Annotated in this window: 15 protein-coding genes; 6 read left to right on the top strand and 9 right to left on the bottom strand. The window is 60.3% G+C overall.

The genetic code is table 11. The annotated features are described in order from the left end of the window. Window positions 1-47 precede the first annotated feature (47 nt). From GSQ77_RS11305 to GSQ77_RS11295, 3 genes are read right to left on the bottom strand one after another with little or no spacing between them, the layout of a single operon-like run. On the bottom strand, window positions 48-2,159 hold the full coding sequence (locus GSQ77_RS11305; RefSeq protein ID WP_158902024.1) for a helix-hairpin-helix domain-containing protein: 2,112 nt from the start codon (window positions 2,157-2,159) through the stop codon (window positions 48-50). Beyond that, a complete protein-coding gene (locus GSQ77_RS11300; protein WP_254067554.1) occupies window positions 2,150-3,025 on the bottom strand; it encodes a PP2C family serine/threonine-protein phosphatase in 876 nt (291 codons plus the stop codon). Before GSQ77_RS11300 ends, GSQ77_RS11305 begins: the two co-directional genes overlap by 10 nt. Next, window positions 2,935-3,615 carry a VWA domain-containing protein gene (locus tag GSQ77_RS11295; protein WP_158902022.1) on the bottom strand — a complete coding sequence of 227 codons (681 nt, stop codon included), beginning with the start codon at window positions 3,613-3,615 and terminating at the stop codon, window positions 2,935-2,937. Before GSQ77_RS11295 ends, GSQ77_RS11300 begins: the two co-directional genes overlap by 91 nt. A gap of 285 nt (window positions 3,616-3,900) precedes the next feature. Between GSQ77_RS11295 and GSQ77_RS11290 the strand changes: the two genes are divergently transcribed. Together GSQ77_RS11290 and GSQ77_RS11285 are read left to right on the top strand one after the other, a co-directional pair. After that, the gene (locus tag GSQ77_RS11290; protein WP_367889658.1) at window positions 3,901-5,913 is read left to right on the top strand and encodes a propionate--CoA ligase; all 2,013 of its coding nucleotides are present in this window, start codon (window positions 3,901-3,903) and stop codon (window positions 5,911-5,913) included. 157 nt (window positions 5,914-6,070) lie between these two features. Then, on the top strand, window positions 6,071-6,721 hold the full coding sequence (locus GSQ77_RS11285; protein ID WP_158902019.1) for a phosphatase PAP2 family protein: 651 nt from the start codon (window positions 6,071-6,073) through the stop codon (window positions 6,719-6,721). A 59-nt stretch (window positions 6,722-6,780) separates the two neighbouring features. On the opposite strand, the gene GSQ77_RS11280 is transcribed toward GSQ77_RS11285, so the two are convergent. Together GSQ77_RS11280 and GSQ77_RS11275 are read right to left on the bottom strand one after the other, a co-directional pair. Continuing rightward, on the bottom strand, window positions 6,781-6,942 hold the full coding sequence (locus GSQ77_RS11280) for a DUF3563 family protein (RefSeq protein ID WP_158902017.1): 162 nt from the start codon (window positions 6,940-6,942) through the stop codon (window positions 6,781-6,783). 115 nt (window positions 6,943-7,057) lie between these two features. Next, window positions 7,058-8,065 carry a PHB depolymerase family esterase gene (locus tag GSQ77_RS11275; RefSeq protein ID WP_158902015.1) on the bottom strand — a complete coding sequence of 336 codons (1,008 nt, stop codon included), beginning with the start codon at window positions 8,063-8,065 and terminating at the stop codon, window positions 7,058-7,060. 524 nt (window positions 8,066-8,589) lie between these two features. On the opposite strand from GSQ77_RS11275, the gene GSQ77_RS11270 reads away from it, so the two are divergent. The 4 genes from GSQ77_RS11270 (at window position 8,590) to GSQ77_RS11255 (ending at window position 12,689) form a co-directional block, all read left to right on the top strand. Beyond that, the gene (locus GSQ77_RS11270) at window positions 8,590-9,276 is read left to right on the top strand and encodes a phosphatase PAP2 family protein (protein ID WP_158902013.1); all 687 of its coding nucleotides are present in this window, start codon (window positions 8,590-8,592) and stop codon (window positions 9,274-9,276) included. A 276-nt stretch (window positions 9,277-9,552) separates the two neighbouring features. Further along, window positions 9,553-11,352 (top strand): phosphodiesterase, encoded by a 1,800-nt coding sequence (locus tag GSQ77_RS11265; RefSeq protein WP_216854880.1) that lies wholly within the window; start codon window positions 9,553-9,555, stop codon window positions 11,350-11,352. A 214-nt stretch (window positions 11,353-11,566) separates the two neighbouring features. Beyond that, the gene (locus GSQ77_RS11260) at window positions 11,567-12,220 is read left to right on the top strand and encodes a DUF1345 domain-containing protein (protein ID WP_158902011.1); all 654 of its coding nucleotides are present in this window, start codon (window positions 11,567-11,569) and stop codon (window positions 12,218-12,220) included. Window positions 12,221-12,347: 127 nt separating this feature from the next. After that, window positions 12,348-12,689, top strand: coding sequence for an FKBP-type peptidyl-prolyl cis-trans isomerase (locus tag GSQ77_RS11255; RefSeq protein WP_158902009.1), 342 nt, complete (start codon window positions 12,348-12,350; stop codon window positions 12,687-12,689). A gap of 201 nt (window positions 12,690-12,890) precedes the next feature. On the opposite strand, the gene GSQ77_RS11250 is transcribed toward GSQ77_RS11255, so the two are convergent. From GSQ77_RS11250 to GSQ77_RS11235, 4 genes are all read right to left on the bottom strand, one after another. Next, window positions 12,891-14,096: an O-succinylhomoserine sulfhydrylase gene (locus GSQ77_RS11250; protein WP_158902007.1), complete on the bottom strand. Its 1,206-nt coding sequence runs from the start codon at window positions 14,094-14,096 to the stop codon at window positions 12,891-12,893. A gap of 11 nt (window positions 14,097-14,107) precedes the next feature. Continuing rightward, window positions 14,108-15,655, bottom strand: a complete 1,548-nt coding sequence (purF, locus tag GSQ77_RS11245; protein ID WP_158902005.1) for an amidophosphoribosyltransferase — start codon at window positions 15,653-15,655, stop codon at window positions 14,108-14,110. A 201-nt stretch (window positions 15,656-15,856) separates the two neighbouring features. Further along, a complete protein-coding gene (locus GSQ77_RS11240; RefSeq protein WP_158902003.1) occupies window positions 15,857-16,357 on the bottom strand; it encodes a CvpA family protein in 501 nt (166 codons plus the stop codon). Window positions 16,358-16,369: 12 nt separating this feature from the next. Then, window positions 16,370-17,224, bottom strand: a complete 855-nt coding sequence (locus GSQ77_RS11235) for an SPOR domain-containing protein (protein ID WP_158902001.1) — start codon at window positions 17,222-17,224, stop codon at window positions 16,370-16,372. Window positions 17,225-17,260 lie beyond the last annotated feature (36 nt).

Here is a 17,260-nt window from a genome sequence, read left to right as displayed (position 1 = left end):
CAGTGCGCAGTTGCCGATCAACACAGTCGCAACTTTTGATAACGGTTTCAGCGTTCGACGCGCCGCATAAAACGACGCAAAGCCCAGCGTCCGGCGATACCGGCATAGTCGGCTTGCGCCTGTGATAGATCGCGTGCGGCGCTATCGAGTAACGCACGCGTGGCGTGCCGCATGCGCAGCAGGTCAGCGCGCAGTTTCTGCAATTCACTCAGACCTTCGCGCACGGTTGTATCCAGGCGGCTTTTTTGCGCGACGAATCGGGCGACAAGTGCCGCCTCGTCCTGGGGATCGACACCCCGCGCCGCATTAAACAGGAACTTGCTTTCCAGTTCGCGGCGCCAGCTCAGCAAATCGGCCTTGTGCGTTTCACCGAAACCGCGTATTCGGGCAAGCGCCGATGCGTTCACCTCAGCCGCCGTTTCGATCCCAAATGAAGCCAGCGTGGCCTTGCGTCCAGGTCCGAGTAGACCGATCTTGGCATCCGCGACAAGAAAGCCGCCCAAATATTTCGCAAGCTGTGTATCTCGCACCGAGCCACGCAACTTCATGCGTTCAAGGTGTTCGAGACGGGGCAAACGATCGTAAGCCGTTTTGGCCCGATTGAGCTGCTGCACTTTATCGGCGAATGCATGGACTGCGGCAAGTTCACGATAACGTGTCGACACCATCGAAAAATTCTTCTGCGCCGCACGTAGCGCTTGCGCACGCAGCGCGCGGATTTCCGTGTAGGGGTCGTGCGGCAACGCGAAGCCGACCAACGCCACGGCCGTCAGTAGCCAGAGCGGCGCCAAGTCCGGCCACAAGGCCAGCGCCGCTCCAAGACCGAGCAAGCCAGCCAGCAAGCCGCCGCGATACATCCATGCTTTGAGCCTGAGTTCACGCGGCACCGCTACAGCCGTCGCATCGAATTTGGATGCAGCGTCATAGTCGGGCAAGCGCGGTGGTGGCGTGATCTGACAGATGCGTTGCCAGATCTGCTCAGTCGTGGCGCTAGCATCGGCCGGCAACACGCCGGGCGACAGCATCGGCAAGAAGAACTGCATCCCGGAGCGGCCTTCGATTTCACACCATGGGCAAGAGCTCAGGTGCGCCGGAAATTTGTGCACATGATCGACGCCGCAAGTGCGCAACTGGCGGCGAAAAATGTCGAGTGCCGCCACCCATTGCGCGGCGCTCGGACGTCCGGTCTGGGTTCCCACCTCGGTAAAGGCGCGTTCGAATAATTGCGCGATCTCGGGAGCAACCAGCGATAGCGGTAAAGCGTTCGGCGGCGTTTCCATCTCGCGCGCAGCGCGACCCTCCCCATAGGAAAAGCGCAATTCGGCGATCGCTTTTTCGATCGGCATATCGCCGGCTTCACCATTTTCATTGATGCCGTTTTCATTGGCGCCGCTTTTATCGACACCGATTTCACTGTCGAGGTTGCCGCCGCTCCGGTTGCCAACATCATCGTCACGGCTACCATTGCCGCCGAGGTAAATCCCCGCATACGGGTGACGCCCCATGAACAGCAGATGAAACACCAACACTGCCAAGCCGAAATTGTCGTGGTTGGGCGTGCGCGCGACGGCGTGGAACGACTTGATGCTTTGCAGTTCGGGGGGCGTGAAATGCTGAACGCCGACTTCGCAAGCAAAGCGCGTGCGCCCGACCGTGATCTGAAACGAGTCGCAATCGATAAAGCGCACCATGCTGTCGGCACGGACCACCAGGTTGCCTTGGTTCACGTCGCCAACGACATGCCCGTGCGCATGGATCGAATCGAACGCGGCGGCGACATTGCGCGCCGCCGAAATCAGGAACGCGTAATCGGCTTTCGGAAAGTACTGCTTGCGCTGCGAAGGGCTATATAGATGATGGATGGGTTGGCAGCCTGTGATCTTGGGCATCAGGAAACCGGCGACCTCGCCTGAGGGCAACTCCCTGACAGTGCGCAAGGGCCACGCCGAGATGGTGTGCAGATAGCTGGCTTCCAGCGCAGTCATCGCCTGCAACTTGGCTTGCTTGTGGGCCGGCAACGCCTCATGGTAAATCTTGGCAACCAGTGCGCCGTCCACGTCGGGAATGTCGAATACACTCCCCTCCCCACCTGAACCGAGACGCGCGCCCAGCACGATCGTCGTGCCCGACTCGTCGATCAGTTGGCGCGCTATGGACAAGGCGCCTCCGGACCCAGCCGGGTAGCCAGGATCAAGGTCTTATCGTCGTCGGTGCGCGCGCTGACGGCCGGGCTCGCCAGGAAGGCGGCCAGTTGCACGTCCAGGGCCTCGCATTGACCGATCGAGCGCCCCCGTAGCACCGAAAACATCGGCTCGAAGAACGGGGCATGCACTTCCCGCGTGGCAAATACCAGCGCGAGACGCTGCAAGCCATCGGTGAGCAAGGCGACCTCCTGAGGGGTTTCGAACTGAGCCACATGCAGGTGCTCGGCGGCGTCGGCGTCGGTGACGAAGTAGGTCATGTTGGCGTATTCGCCCGCGTCCGGCCAGAACACCGGGGCAAGCTGTCCGGCCTGCCGGATAATCACGGCGCCGTCGCCGATCTGGAATGCAAGTGCCTGGTGCGGACCCGCCACCAGCCCGAGCAAAGTACAGGCGAAATCGCGAACCGTGGCGCCAGCCTCTTCGGCGGCCCGAGTCAGCGCATCACGCACGCGTGCCAGGCACTCGGTGGCCAGGCGGGTTTTGAGCGCGCCGCGCGTGCTGCGAGGCGCGTGTTCGAAGTACTCGCGCAGAAACTGCCCCGCAACCTCGCAAGCGAGCCGCGAGCCGGCTTCGCTATAAAGCGCGCTGCCGGCACCGTCGGCCGCCAGGGTAATCAGATAATGGGCGCCATCGCGCCCGACGGCGGTCGCGCGATAGCAATGGTCCTGACACGGTGCGCCGCTTAGTTGATGCGCGCTACCTGCGGCCGTTGCCGCAACGATGCGCCAGTTCAAACCTGCGCCCAACCCGCCGGGCTTTGCAGCCGCACCTCCGTTCCCGGCGTGGACTGCGAAACCGATTTCATCGAACTGGAAAGCCACTGGAACAATTCCTGGAATTTCAGTCCTTGCAACGACAGCGGTTCGCGTACCGAGATCTGCTTGAGCGTTGCCATGTCGGCACCCTCGATACCGACGGCGAAAAATGCAAACTTCTTGCCCGCCTCACCTTCACGAATACGCGCCGCCGCAGCTTGCCACTCGTCGGTCGGCGCCCCGTCGGTCAGCAAAAATACCCACGGGCGGTAAAACGAAATGCCGTTCTGCCGATACTCGGCTTTGCGCGCTTCGAGCAAGTCGAGCGCCATCATGATCGCAGCACCCAGCGGCGTATCGCCCTCGGCGGTCAGGTTCGGCGCCACAAAATGCTGCCCCGTGTGGAAGGGCATTTCGATGTTGGGCGGCCCGAATGTCACGATCGCGGTCTCGACGCGTTTGAGCGCGAGCGAATCGGAATTCAACTCTTCACGAAAGTATTCCAGGCCCGCATTGAGCTCGTCGATAGCGCTGCCTTGCATCGAACCGGAGCGATCCAGCAGCAGGACACAAGGGCAGCGCGGCTCCGGGTTTTCGGCGAAGTTGTCGGTGCCGAAAGCAATCTGGGTTGCAAAGGAAGTCGTGAGATCGGTCATGTTCTTCGCTAACTGTCGATAAACATTTGAGGGATAGACTCCAGCTTGCCGCTGCAGGTCGCTCAGAAAGCCCGCTTTGCAAGCCCGCTTCTGAAGCCCTACTTCTCAGCCCCGCTCTTCAAGTCCGCTTTGCAGGCCCGGAGGCCTGCGCCGGTCGCCAGCGTTTGCGTCTACGGATATCAGGGAAATCGCGGAGATGCAACGTCAGCACGGTGTCAGCATGTGTCAATAGCATACCAGCAGCTTAAGCGCCTCGCGCGTTTCATCGCGCTCGCGGCCGTTTGAGTGAACGCGGCCCAGCTATACTTGAGCAAACAGTTGCATGCGATTGTGCGGCGATGTCATACGCACGCCGCACGCGATGACAATAAAAAAACTCAGGAGACCCAGCAGATGACGCGTTATCAAGAGTTTCATCGCCGTTCGGTAGAAGACCCGGAAAATTTCTGGCGCGAACAGGCTGGACGCATCCATTGGGAAACACCGTTCGAACGCGTGCTGGACGATTCCAAGCTGCCGTTCGCAAAATGGTTCGTGGGTGGGCGCACCAATCTTTGCTACAACGCGCTCGATCGGCATCTGGCCGAGCGGGCAGACCAGGCCGCACTGGTTTATGTATCGACCGAAACCGGCATCGAACACACGTATACGTATGCCGAGCTGCACGCCGAAATCAACCGGCTGGCCGCCATCATGCTGGCGCTGGGCGCCAAGCGCGGCGAGCGCGTGCTGATTTATATGCCGATGGTGCCGCAAGCGCTGTTTGCGATGCTCGCCTGCGCACGCATCGGCGCGATCCACTCCGTGGTATTCGGCGGCTTCGCGGCCAATAGCCTCGCGGCGCGTATCGACGATGCAACGCCTGTGTTGATCGTCGCGGCCGACGCGGGCTCGCGAGCCGGCAAGGTGATCGAATACTTGCCGCTGATCGAGGAAGCGCTGACGCTCGCCAAGCACAGTCCCGATCATGTGCTGCTGGTGGAACGCCAATTGACACCGGCATTGCAACTGGGCCCCGAACTGGCAAGCCGGATCGCGCGCTACGACACATTGCGCGAACAGCATAAAGACGCACAGGTGCCGTGTGTCTGGCTCGAATCCAACGAGGTGTCCTACGTGCTTTATACGTCGGGCACCACCGGCAAGCCCAAAGGCGTGCAGCGCGATGTCGGCGGCTATGCGGTCGCGTTGGCCGCGTCGATGGAATACATCTTCGACGGCCGACCGGGCGACACGCTCTTCACCGCATCGGACGTCGGGTGGGTGGTGGGTCATAGTTACATCGTCTACGCCCCGCTGCTGGCCGGGCTCACCACCGTCATGTATGAGGGCACGCCGGTACGCCCCGATGGCGGCATCTGGTGGCGTCTGGTCGAAAAATATCGTGTCAATTTAATGTTCACCGCGCCCACCGCGATCCGCGTGCTGAAAAAGCAGGATCCCGCACTGCTGCGTCAGTACGATCTGTCGAGTTTGCGGTGCCTGTTTCTTGCCGGCGAACCGCTGGACGAACCTACTGCCAGCTGGATACAGGACGCCCTGCAAAAACCGGTCGTCGACAACTACTGGCAGACCGAAACGGGTTGGCCCATGCTGGCCATCCAGAGCAACGTTGAAGCGTTACCGCAAAAACTTGGCTCACCCGGCGTGCCGGTCTACGGATTCAAGCTCGGCATTTTGAATGAAGCCACTGGCGAGCCGTGTGCTCCGGGCGAGAAAGGCGTGATCGTGCTTGGCGCGCCGTTGCCGCCCGGTGCCATGCAGACGATTTGGCAGGATGATGCGCGTTTTATCAGCACGTACTGGTCCGGGTTTGCCGGCAAGCAGTTGTATTCGAGCTTCGACTGGGGGGTTCAGGACGAGGACGGTTATGTGACGATACTGGGCCGTACCGACGACGTCATCAATGTGGCAGGCCACCGCTTGGGCACGCGTGAGATCGAGGAAAGCCTGTCTAGCCATCGGGCGGTTGCCGAAGTGGCCGTCGTGGGCATCCAGGACGCGTTGAAAGGTCAAGTCGCCATCGCGTTTGTGGTGGCGCGCGACCCGCGGCAAGTCGAGCGCGCCGAAGACCGTCTAACGCTCGAAGCCGATCTGATGAAAACCGTTGACGTGACGCTCGGCGCAATCGGGCGCCCTGCCAGGGTCTACTTCGTCACGTTATTGCCCAAAACGCGCTCAGGCAAATTACTGCGTCGAGCGCTGCAAGCGTTGGCGGAAGGTCGCGATCCCGGTGACTTGACCACGATTGAGGACCCGCTCGCACTAGAGCAAATTCGTGGGGCACTGGCGAGCTAAACGAACTATGAAGCGAGCTATGAAGCGGACTGTGCGGGACGGGGAGCTGGTTGGCTGGCGTGGCCTGATTGCACTGCTACCTGTTGCCCCGCGCTAGTCGCTGTCATGCCGATGTGGTATCTCCAATAAAACACTCAAAAGCTTGGGATACCCTTCAATGCACTCAGTCACCACGCCGTCCTTGCGCCAGTTTTTGTTGAGTCTTTTGGTCTGCGCCGTGCTGGTAGCGATCTGCTACGCGTGGGTGGACCCGGCCGTGGCATTCTGGGTCGATCGCGCCGATTTCCGGCGCTTGCGATTTTTCGAATATTGCACGCATTGGGTCGACGTGGTGGTCTGGGCCACCGCGGTGTACTACGGATATTGCGTGCTGACGTGGCGACAAAATACCGCGCAACCGCGGGCGCTGCTGAACATCGCCAATAGCGTAACCATTGCCGTGTTTTTGAAGGATGTGTTGAAAGTGGTGTTCGGCCGCTACTGGCCCGCGACGTGGATTAACCATAATCCCTCGCTGCTCCACGACAACGCGTATGGCTTTCACCCGTTCCACGTCGGCACGGCGTTCCAGTCATTCCCGTCGGGACATACGACCGTTGCCTGCGCCGCAATGGCGGCGTTGTGGCTGAATTTCCCGCGTTGGCGCGTGGTCGCCATACTCGGAGCGCTGCTTGTTATCGTCGGACTACTGGCCAACGATTACCACTTTGTCGGCGACTGTATTGCAGGAGCCTGGCTAGGCACCACCGTCGCTATCTACGTGTATTCCAGCCGTCGCATATCGCCGCTGCCGCAAACAAAAACCTAAGGCTGAACCCAACAGCCACCGCGAGCCGCTAACCTTCTAGCGCAGCGTAAGTTCTAGCCTTAAACCGATGCGTATTGGCCGTCGTCGCGCTCGAGCTTGCGCATGCGCGTTTCGAGTTCGTACAGGTCGGTGGCTTCCGACAAATAGGCCGCTGAACGTTCCTGCGCGCCCTGCTCGACTTGATGACCAATGTTCTGAAGTAATTCAGCAATAAATTTCATGATAACCCTGCACTTTTTAAGAGTTTGCCCTCGGCAAAATGCCTAGGGAATACCCTTAGTATAGGCGCACCTAGGGTTAACACCAGTCTTACTATGTGACGATTTGTAAGCGCGCTTAGGCGGTCTCCTCGACCACCAAGGGAAGTCGCCGTTGCGCCTGGAAAAATGTCCATATCTCGCGGCTGGCCTCCGGGCCATGACTGGCATGAAACGGCACGGAGTCGTCGCCGCCGCTCCATGCGTGCCCAAGGTCCGTAACCTGATACGTCCGCACCACGCAACGGCCGTCGCGGAAATAATCGCGTTTCACGGCCGTTTCGTGCTGACTTTCGTTGACCTGCGACTCGCGCAATCCGCCGGACTCATCCAGTAAGCCGTTCAGTTGCAGGAACTGTGCTTCGAGCTGATTCAGATTTACCGGGTTGACGACATCGTCGGCCGTTCCATGGATTAGCAGCGCCGGCATACCCGGATAATCTTGACCGTCCAGGACCGAACTGGCGAGCGTTGCCGGATCGTCCTTGGTGCCGCGACGCATCGCGTCCAAGCCCGACATCACCGAACGCGCTTCTCCGAAAACCATGCCCGAATGAGCGGCCATCGCAGCGAATCGTTCCGGATAACGCAGCGCGAGCAAGGTTGCCATGCCGGCGCCGGCTGACAGTCCAGCGACATAAACCCGCGTCGAATCGAAGCCGTGCTGGGCCACAACATGGTCGACCAATGCCGCGATGGCCTGCGCCTCCGCCCCGCCACTCGATGGTGACGGGTCATACCATTGCCAGCACGCATGGGGGTGGCGTGTATCCGATTGCTCTGGGTATAACACCGCGAACTGGTGTTCGTCGGCCAGTACGTTCATGCGGGTGCCGCGCGCAAAGGCCGCTGCGCTCTGCGCGCAGCCGTGCAGCATCACCACCAGCGGCAGCGCTTTGCGGGCATTATTGCTCGGCGACGCGGGGAGCATTGACGGGAGGTATAGCCCGTATGACAGCGGCACGTTCGACTGACCCGCCACGAACGGCGCTTTGAACTCTTCGGCCAGCCAATCCCCGCGCACCCAGGCAGCGGCGCGCGGCCCGACTCTCGACTCGGCCGCACCGAGCCGCGGATCGGCGCTCATCTGGCGCTCCGCGCCTGCGCCGCAATGTCGACGTCAACGCAGACATCAAGTGCCGCGCCGCATTGGAGGGCGCGCGCCGAAGCGAGCCGTCCAGCACTACCGCAGCATGCCCGCAATATCGAGAAAATCGTCACCATATCTACTCCACTGCGTTCCGCCAAGGGCCAGAGCCTGTATGACTTCACGCGAAAACCTGCGCACGTAAAATTACGTTTTGTGCAGTGCACCATAACATGTTTTCATGAATCTGGTTGTTACCGGCAGGACTTTGCGCGCTTTAAGCCGGGCGGTGAATCGGACGAACGGGAGATGGCCCGGATTTAAATGGAGCGTTTATACTCGGGACATAGTTAGCGCACTCGTTAGCGCACCCATAGGCATGCCCGTTGGCACGCTCATTGCCCCGCTGGCACGTCTTTGGCACTCGTGGGCATCGTCGTTTGGCGCCATCGGCGCTCGCGGCGACGACGTGGCCGACCCCCTCAGGGGGCGCCAATACATCCGCTCATACCTTGCAACTCGATATGCTGCCGCTCACAACGCATGACTGGTATTTCCTCTCTGGCTTCGGCGGTGCCGCTGTCATGCTTCCCATCGCCTTGGCAATCACGTTCTGGCTCTTTTTTTCGTTCAGTGCTCGCATTGCTGCGCTTTGGGTGTTCCTGATAGTGGTCGCTTCGGTTGCGGTCGCAGCCACCAAGGTCGCCTTTCTCGGTTGGGGATTCGGCATCCGGGAGATTGACTTTACGGGTGTGAGCGGCCACACGATGTTGTCGACCGCGGTGCTTCCAGTGATGTTTTATCTGATTTTGCTGCCCGCCCCCCGTGTGCTGCGCACCCTAGGGGTTTTGGTCGGCCTGACGGTGGGCTTGCTCGTCGGTCTGTCTCGACTCGAATTGCTTGCCCACTCGGTTTCCGAAATGGTCGCCGGATGCGTGCTCGGGGCGTTGGTGGCGCTCAGCCTGGTACTCGTGCTGATTCGCCGCGAGCCGGCACGTACAGCACCGTATCGGATTGCCTTCAGTCTGATCGTCCTGGCGGTCGCACTGCATGGTTTGCGCGCCCCGACACAACACTGGGTGACCCAAGTGGCGCTGAGCTTGTCAGGTCACGAGCACCCCTTTATCCGGGCACGTTGGAAAGCCAATCACTCGCACGAAAGAACCAGCACCCTCGACGACTCGGGGCACGCCGCACATTACGGCGTGTAATTTAGGGGTTCGATTGGGGGGTTGTCAGCGCAGAACGATAGCGAGACAATGGCGCGCGCTTTAATAGGGTCCTGTCAGGGGTTTGTCACGAAAAACGCATATTTCGCTGATATAACCTGCGCAGGAATCGACGGTGAGTTTGTCCCTATACCATGGCCCGATACGTGTCCAAGCGTCGCGACGGGGGCACAAGCAGGACTTGAGCGGGCACGTGGGCACGCCTCTCAGCACGAAATATCACCCGATTTTTTATCCTCTTATCAGCCGCGAGACACCGTGTCCTCACTGATGCTCCAGCCTACCCTCACGCTTCAGGATATCCTGGACGCCCGACTGCTCTCGCCCGTTTTCCAGCCCATTGTCAACTTGTCCGAAAAGACGATCTACGGCCATGAGAGCTTGATTCGGGGGCCGCTCAATACCCCTTTGCATACCGCGGATACCCTCTTTGGGGCAGTCACGACCGACCAGCAACGCATCGACCTGGAGTTGATGGCCGCACGTCAGGGCCTCGATCAGTTTTTCGAGCGCCAAGGCAAAGGCAAACTGTTCGTCAACCTGTCGGCGTCGGTTTTGGTCCATTATTTCCTGCTCAATGGCGAGGCCCGCTTTTCCGCGCTGCTCAGCGAGACCCGATTACCGATGTCCAACGTCGTAATCGAACTGACCGAGCACGAACGCATCACCCATTTGGTCGATCTGCTCAGGGCCGTCGAAGCCCTGCGCGCACTGGGTGTCGAATTCGCGCTGGACGACTTCGGGGACGGTCGTTCGAGCTTGCGCTTGTGGTCCGAGCTGCGTCCAGAGATCGTCAAGATCGACCGGTATTTCTCGAAGGATATCGACACGCAGGCGCATAAGCTGCAGACCTTCAAGGCGCTGATGCATATCTCGGAAGTGTTCGATACGCGCTTGGTCGCCGAAGGCATCGAAACGGCCGAAGAGCTCGAAGTCATTCGCGATCTCGGCGTAGTGTATGCACAGGGCTTTTTTATCGGTCGACCCGCCGTCGAGCCGCATCTGCAACTGAGCCCGCCGTCCATCGAGATCCTGCGCGACCAACAAGTGGTGGTTTATCCGGCGCTGCGGCAAGTTACGCGTGGCCGTTTTTCGGCCGATCGCTTGATGATATCGGCGCCGTCGGCACGTTCGGAATCGCGCAACGACGAACTCGTGGAAGTGTTCCAGGCGCACCCGGCGCTGCATGCGATGGCGGTAGTTGGCGACGACGGTGTGCCACTCGGCCTGATCAATCGCCGCGATTTCATGGACCGCTACGCGCATCCCTATCACAAGGAGCTGTTTGGCCGGCGCTCCTGTACGGTGTTCATGGACGCCAACCCGATCATGATCGATAAGCATCAGGGTATCGAGCAATTGACCGCGATCCTGACCTCCGACAATCAGCGCTACCTGTCCGATGGTTTCATCATTACCGACGCGGGCCGCTATCTCGGGCTGGGCACCGGAGAACAGCTAGTGCGCGCGGTGACCGAGGTGCGCATCGAAGCAGCGCGCCATGCCAACCCCCTCACCTTCCTGCCCGGCAATCTGCCGATCAGCGAACATATCGACCGATTGCTGGCGGCAGGCGGCGGCTTCGTCGCTTGCTATTGCGATCTGAACCACTTCAAACCCTATAACGACCAGTATGGCTATTGGCGCGGCGACGAGATGATCCGTCTGGTGGCCGGCGTTATTTCGGCCAACTGCGATCCGCGCCGCGACTTTGTCGGTCACGTGGGCGGCGACGATTTCGTGGTGCTGTTCCAAAGCGAAGATTGGCGGGAGCGCTGCGAGCGCATTGTGCACATCTTCAACGAACGGGCGCTCGGGATGTTCGATGCGCAAGCCCTGGCGCGTGGCGGGATCGATGCGGAAGACCGTCATGGCAACCCGTCGTTCTTTCCGTTGACCACGCTGACCATCGGTGCGGCATCGATCGCGCCGGGGGCGTATCAGCGGGCCGAGGATGTCGCCTCGGCGGCCGCCGCGGCCAAGCGCGCCGCCAAGCATAGCCATGCCGGGGTCTATCTGATGAGTGAACATCCGGTGGCGCAGGCGCTCGCTTGCTGACGTCCGCTTGTGACGTCCGCCCACCAACCCCGGCTTACGGACGCCCGCGCAGCGCATAAACGAGTGCACCGCACGCGTTTATGCGCTATCTTGGCGAGCCGTCTAGTTTAAATCCTGGCAGAACAGCCTAGCCGCAGTGCGCCGATAGGGTTTGCACAAGTCCGCGCAAACCCGCCACGTCGCGCTGCATCGCAGGTATAAATCGTATCCGCCCATGTCGACTTTAAAATCCCTGATATTCGATCGTCCCCGGCTGCTGGCCGCGCTGGCCGTCGGCGTGGTACTTGCGTGGCTGGCGCCGTTTCACCTGATACCGCTGGTGCGCGTGCTGTTGGGCTGGGACATTACCGTTTGGCTGTACCTATTCCTGATCTGGATCATGATGGCGCGGGCAAGCGCCATACGCGTGCGGCAAATGGCTGCGCGCGAAGATGAAAACGCGGTCATCGTTCTAACGACCGTGTGCGTCGCGGCCATCGCCAGCGTCGCCGCGATCGTGCTCGAGCTCGCCACCGCAAAAAATCTCGGTTTGAGTTCGAGCGTCCAGCATCTGACTTTCACCGCGGCCACCGTGCTGGGCTCGTGGTTTTTGATCCCGTCGATCTTCACGTTGCACTACGCTCGGCTGTACTACATCGCGACCGGGAAACCTCCCCTGACATTTCCCGATGTCGATCTGGAACCCGATTACTGGGATTTCATGTATTTCTCGTTTACGATCGCGGTCGCGTCGCAAACGGCCGATATCGGCCTTTCATCTTCGTCGATGCGGCGCGCCGTGCTGGCGCAGTCGGTCTTGTCGTTTTTCTTCAACGCCAGCATCCTCGCACTGTCGATCAATATCGCGGCAAGCCTGATCGGGCCCTGAACGCCAAAATTCGAATACAACCAGCGCAAGGCAATCGGTGGAATGCAGGCAGCACGGAACGCAACCGTCGGCGGCGAGGCCCGTTTGCGGTAGCATGATGCTTTTCCTTACTGAACGAGAACGAGCCATGTCGACAATCACCACTGAATCCGGTCTGCAATACGAAGAATTGACCGAAGGCACGGGCGCAGAAGCCGCCGCGGGTCAGACCGTCAGCGTCCATTACACGGGTTGGCTCACCGATGGTCAAAAATTCGATTCGAGCAAGGATCGCAATCAGCCGTTCGAATTTTCGCTCGGCGCCGGCATGGTCATCCGCGGCTGGGACGAAGGCGTGCAAGGCATGAAGGTTGGCGGCGTGCGCAAGCTGACGATTCCGCCGGAACTCGGTTACGGCGCGCGCGGCGCAGGCGGCGTGATTCCGCCCAATGCGACGTTGGTGTTCGAAGTGGAACTGCTCGACGTTTAAGCGTCACGGGCAGCCGTCCACGAGCAACAGTGCGAGCAACGGCACAGGCGCAGCGGATTGCGCCGGGCCGTTCCCGCAAAAAATAATGCCGGGCTGAATACGCTTCAGTCCGGCATTATTTTTTGCTGCTTGAGTGCTACTAAATGAGTGATATTAAATAAGCGGTATTGCTTGATCGGTATTAAATATCAGCTCACGGTTTCAGCTCACAGCGTCAAGCCCGCGCGCCAGATCGGCGCGTACGTCCTTCACATTTTCCAGCCCCACCGCGAGGCGTATCAACCCTTCGGTGATGCCAGCGGCAACGCGGGCTTCGGGACTGATACGGCCATGCGTCGTGCTGGCCGGATGGGTGATCGTCGTACGCGTGTCGCCGAGATTGGCGGTGATCGAACACATCTTCGTATGATCGATCACGCTCCAGGCGTTGCTGCGTTGCGCTTCGGACGTGCTGCCGCGCACTTCGAACGACACGATCGCCCCACCCGATTTCTGCTGACGCATCGCGATCGCGTGTTGCGGATGCGACGCAAGCCCGGGATAAAACACCCGACTCACGGCCGGATGCGACTCCAGCCAGCGCGCAAGCTCCAGTGCATTAGCCGATTGCCGTTCGACGCGGATGCCGAGCGTCTCCATGCCTTTGAGCAAAACCCATGCGTTGAAGGCCGATAGCGTCGGGCCGGCAGTGCGCACGAACGGAAAGACCTTATCCATCACGAACGCCCTGGAGCCGACCAATGCGCCGCCCAGCACCCGTCCCTGCCCGTCCAGATATTTGGTGGCCGAGTGCACCACCACGTCGGCGCCAAGCTTGAGTGGTTGCTGCAGTACCGGTGTGCAGAAGCAGTTATCGACCACGAACATCGCCTGTGCCAGCTTGGCGATTCGTCCGATCGCCTCGATGTCGGCCACTTCAGTCAACGGGTTCGATGGCGTTTCGAGGAAAAACATTTTGGTGTTCGGCTGTATCGCCTTTTTCCACGCATCCAGATCGGTCGGATCGACGAACGTCGCCGAAATCCCGAACTTGCTGAAAATGACGTTGAACATCTGCAAGGTCGAACCGAAGATGCTTTGCGAGCTGATCAGATGATCGCCGGCCTGGAGCGCGCACATCACCACCGACATGATCGCGCTCATGCCAGAGGCGGTCGCAATGCACGCCTCACCGCCTTCCAGCGCCGCAAGCCGGTTCTGGAACATCGTCACGGTGGGGTTGGTGACGCGCGAGTAGGTATAGCCCTCTTCCGCATGAGCGAAACGCTCGGCCGCTTCGGCTGCGCTGCCGAAACAGAAGCTGGAACTCAGAAAAAGCGCTTCGGAATGCTCGTTGAACTCTGAGCGCAAAGTACCGGCGCGCACCGCCAGCGTATCGAAACTGAAACCTTCTTCTGCGTGATCCATTACTGACCTGTTTAATCGCCCGAGAGCTGCAAATGCAATTGTGAACGTCCGGAATCGTTGCGGTCCGCGCCCCCTCCGGCATCGCGGTCCGACTGCGCATCGGGCATCAACCGGGCGCGCTCGATCCGATCGAGATACTCGGTCGTGATATTGCCGGTAATGTAATTGCCGTCGAAGCACGAAGCTTCGAACGACGACAGCGCCGGGTTGATGTCGCGCACCGCTTGCTTCATGTCGGCGACATCCTGATACAGCAATTTATCGGCGCCGATGATGCGCGCGATTTCTTCGTCCGTACGGTTATAAGCGACCAGTTCTCCCCGCGTGGGCATATCGATACCGTACACGTTAGGAAAACGCACCGGCGGCGCCGCGGACGCGAATATCACCTTGTTCGCGCCGGCATTACGCGCCATCAACACGATTTCATGACTGGTGGTGCCGCGCACGATGGAATCGTCGACGATCAGTACGTTGCGGCCCTTGAATTCGACGCCCATCGCGTTCAGCTTCTGGCGCACCGATTTCTTGCGTACCGCTTGGCCTGGCATGATAAACGTGCGGCCCACGTAACGATTCTTGAAGAACCCTTCGCGATACTCGACACCGAGCTTGTTGGCGACCTGCATCGCCGCTGGCCGGCTCGAATCGGGAATCGGCATCACGACGTCGATATCGCCGAACGGCAATTCGCGTTTGATTTTCTCGGCGAGATAATCGCCCATGCGCAAGCGTGCGTTGTAGACCGGCACGCCGTCGAGGCAAGAATCGGGACGAGCCAGATACACGTACTCGAACATGCACGGATTCAGACTCGTCTTGAGTGCGCATTGCTGGCTGTGGAAATTGCCATCCATATCGATGAAGATCGCTTCGCCCGGCAGCACGTCGCGCACGAACTCGAAGCCGATGCCTTCGATCGCCACCGATTCCGATGCCACCATCCATTCGATCCCTTTCCCGGTATCGAGCTTGCCGATACACAGCGGACGGATGCCGAACGGATCGCGAAACGCCAGCAAGCCGCCTCCGGCCACGAGCGCCACCACGGCGTACGAACCCTCGACGCGACGATGCACACCACTCACAGCGGTAAAGAGATTTTCCGGATCCAGCGAATACCCCGGGTTGGCCATCTGCAGCTCATGCGCGAGCACGTTGAGCAGAATCTCGGTATCGGAACTGGTATTGATGTGCCGGCGATCGATGCGGAACATCTCGACCTTGAGCGACGCGGTATTGGTGATATTGCCATTGTGCGCGAGGATGATGCCGTACGGCGCGTTCACGTAGAACGGCTGGGCTTCTTCCTCGCTGGAAGCGGAACCGGCCGTCGGGTAACGCACCTGGCCGATCCCGCATGTGCCCGGCAAACCCCGCATGTTGCGCGTACGGAATACGTCGCGCACCATGCCGTTGGCCTTGTACATGTGGAAGTTGTTGCCGTCGGCAGTGGCAATACCGGACGCGTCCTGCCCACGATGCTGCAAAAGCAGCAGACTGTCGTAAATGAGCTGGTTGACGGGATTTTTAGAAACTACGCCTACGATGCCGCACATGGCATGTCCTTCAATAAACACAAATTGGGGGTGGCCCGCCTATCAGGCGGCCAGCGAGACGGTTACAAAACGGTTACGAAACGCGGTTATGACCCGCGGTTATCGACCCGCCTCAGCCTGCATGTTATCTAAATCTGCCATTCGTTGCCGAGTAGCGGTCCTGCAAAATCGTAGCCAGATCAAACCCTTAGGCTCAAATCGTCACGCGGAAGCTTTTACATAGGCGGCCAGCGCATCGGGCAGCATCGGTTTCAAGAGCTGCACACCTTGGTCAGCGTAGGGCCGCAGCAGCGCATTCTGCCAAAATGGGTAGTTCGGCAACTCGGTCAGCCCCGCCAGCACCACCGCCAGCAACACCAGCAGTACGCCGCGCACCAGACCGAACAGCAGGCCCAGCGAACGATCCACCGATTTCAGCCCTATCAGCTCAGTGAGGCGTCCGAGTAGCGCACCCAAGATACCTGCCCCGACCAGCACGGCGACCACGATGATCACGAACGCCAGCAGCAATTGCGTCAATTCATGGCCCGGTAAATCCGCGGGCAGATGCACGGCGAGCTGACCCGCATAATGACTTGCGATCAGGAATGCCGCGATCCAGCCGATCAACGCGAACAATTCCGCGATCAAGCCGCGCCACGCCCCCTGCAAAGCCGATAACAGGACGATCGCCAGTGCGCCGTAATCAAATGCTGTCAGCATCGTCCGCCAGGATCACTTCGCGGCTCCGGATGCCTCGTTCGACTGGGCCGACAAACCCGCATCGCGGACTTTCTTCACGGCAGCCTCGGCGCTCGACCGGTCGCTGAACGGCCCTGCGCGCAGCAAAATGCGCGGCGAGCCGTCCGGCTGGCGTTTTTGCTCGAGATACGCCGGCACACCAGCGCCCTTCAATTTGTTCAGCCACGCGTGGGCCGACGTATCCGACGTAAACGATCCTACCGACACGACAAAGCGGCTACCTGCCTGTGACGCCGGCAAGTGCGGCGCTGGCGCAGCGGGTGCCGCAGTGGGTGCAACAGCGGGTGTACCAGGCCCAGCAGGACCAGGGTTGGCGGAAGTCGGCGGCATCTCCATGGGAACCGGCGCTGCGGGCGACCCAGGGCTAGCTTGCAGGCCCGCCACGACGGTAGTTACGGCAGTCGATTTGTTCGCTGGTTTGTTCGCTGTAGCAGCGGAACTCGCGAGGGGCGACGGCTTGGCCGGCGTGGAAGTGTCTGCGGTAGACGTTGCAGTGGTCGCAATAGATTGATCAAGCGCAGGCGCGGCCGTCTGCACGGTGGCTGACTTGTTTGCGCCGGGAATATCGATGGCGATATCGTCGGAGGCCGGCCGCGGATGCGAATCCAACACCATCGGCAAACCGATCACCGCGGCCAGGACCATCGCGATCGCGCCGATTAGACGGTGCCGGGCACGCTGCTTCTCGGGCAATGTCGGATCGAGCAGCGACCCTTGCTGGCTGCGCCCCTCGCCACGCGTACGGCGCCCTTCACCCGACCGGTCGGCCGGGGCCTTGCTGCGGCGCGAAGGCGCCTCGTCCTTGTTGCCGGAGGAAAACAGTCCCATAAATGGCCCTGAGCGGCTTTGACTCGTTAGTACTGG

The organism is Burkholderia sp. L27(2015), from assembly GCF_009765705.1.
In the GTDB taxonomy this organism is placed as follows: domain Bacteria; phylum Pseudomonadota; class Gammaproteobacteria; order Burkholderiales; family Burkholderiaceae; genus LMUX01.
The sequence above is the reverse complement of the archived record's forward strand: the minus strand, read 5'-3'. Positions and strand labels throughout refer to the sequence as shown.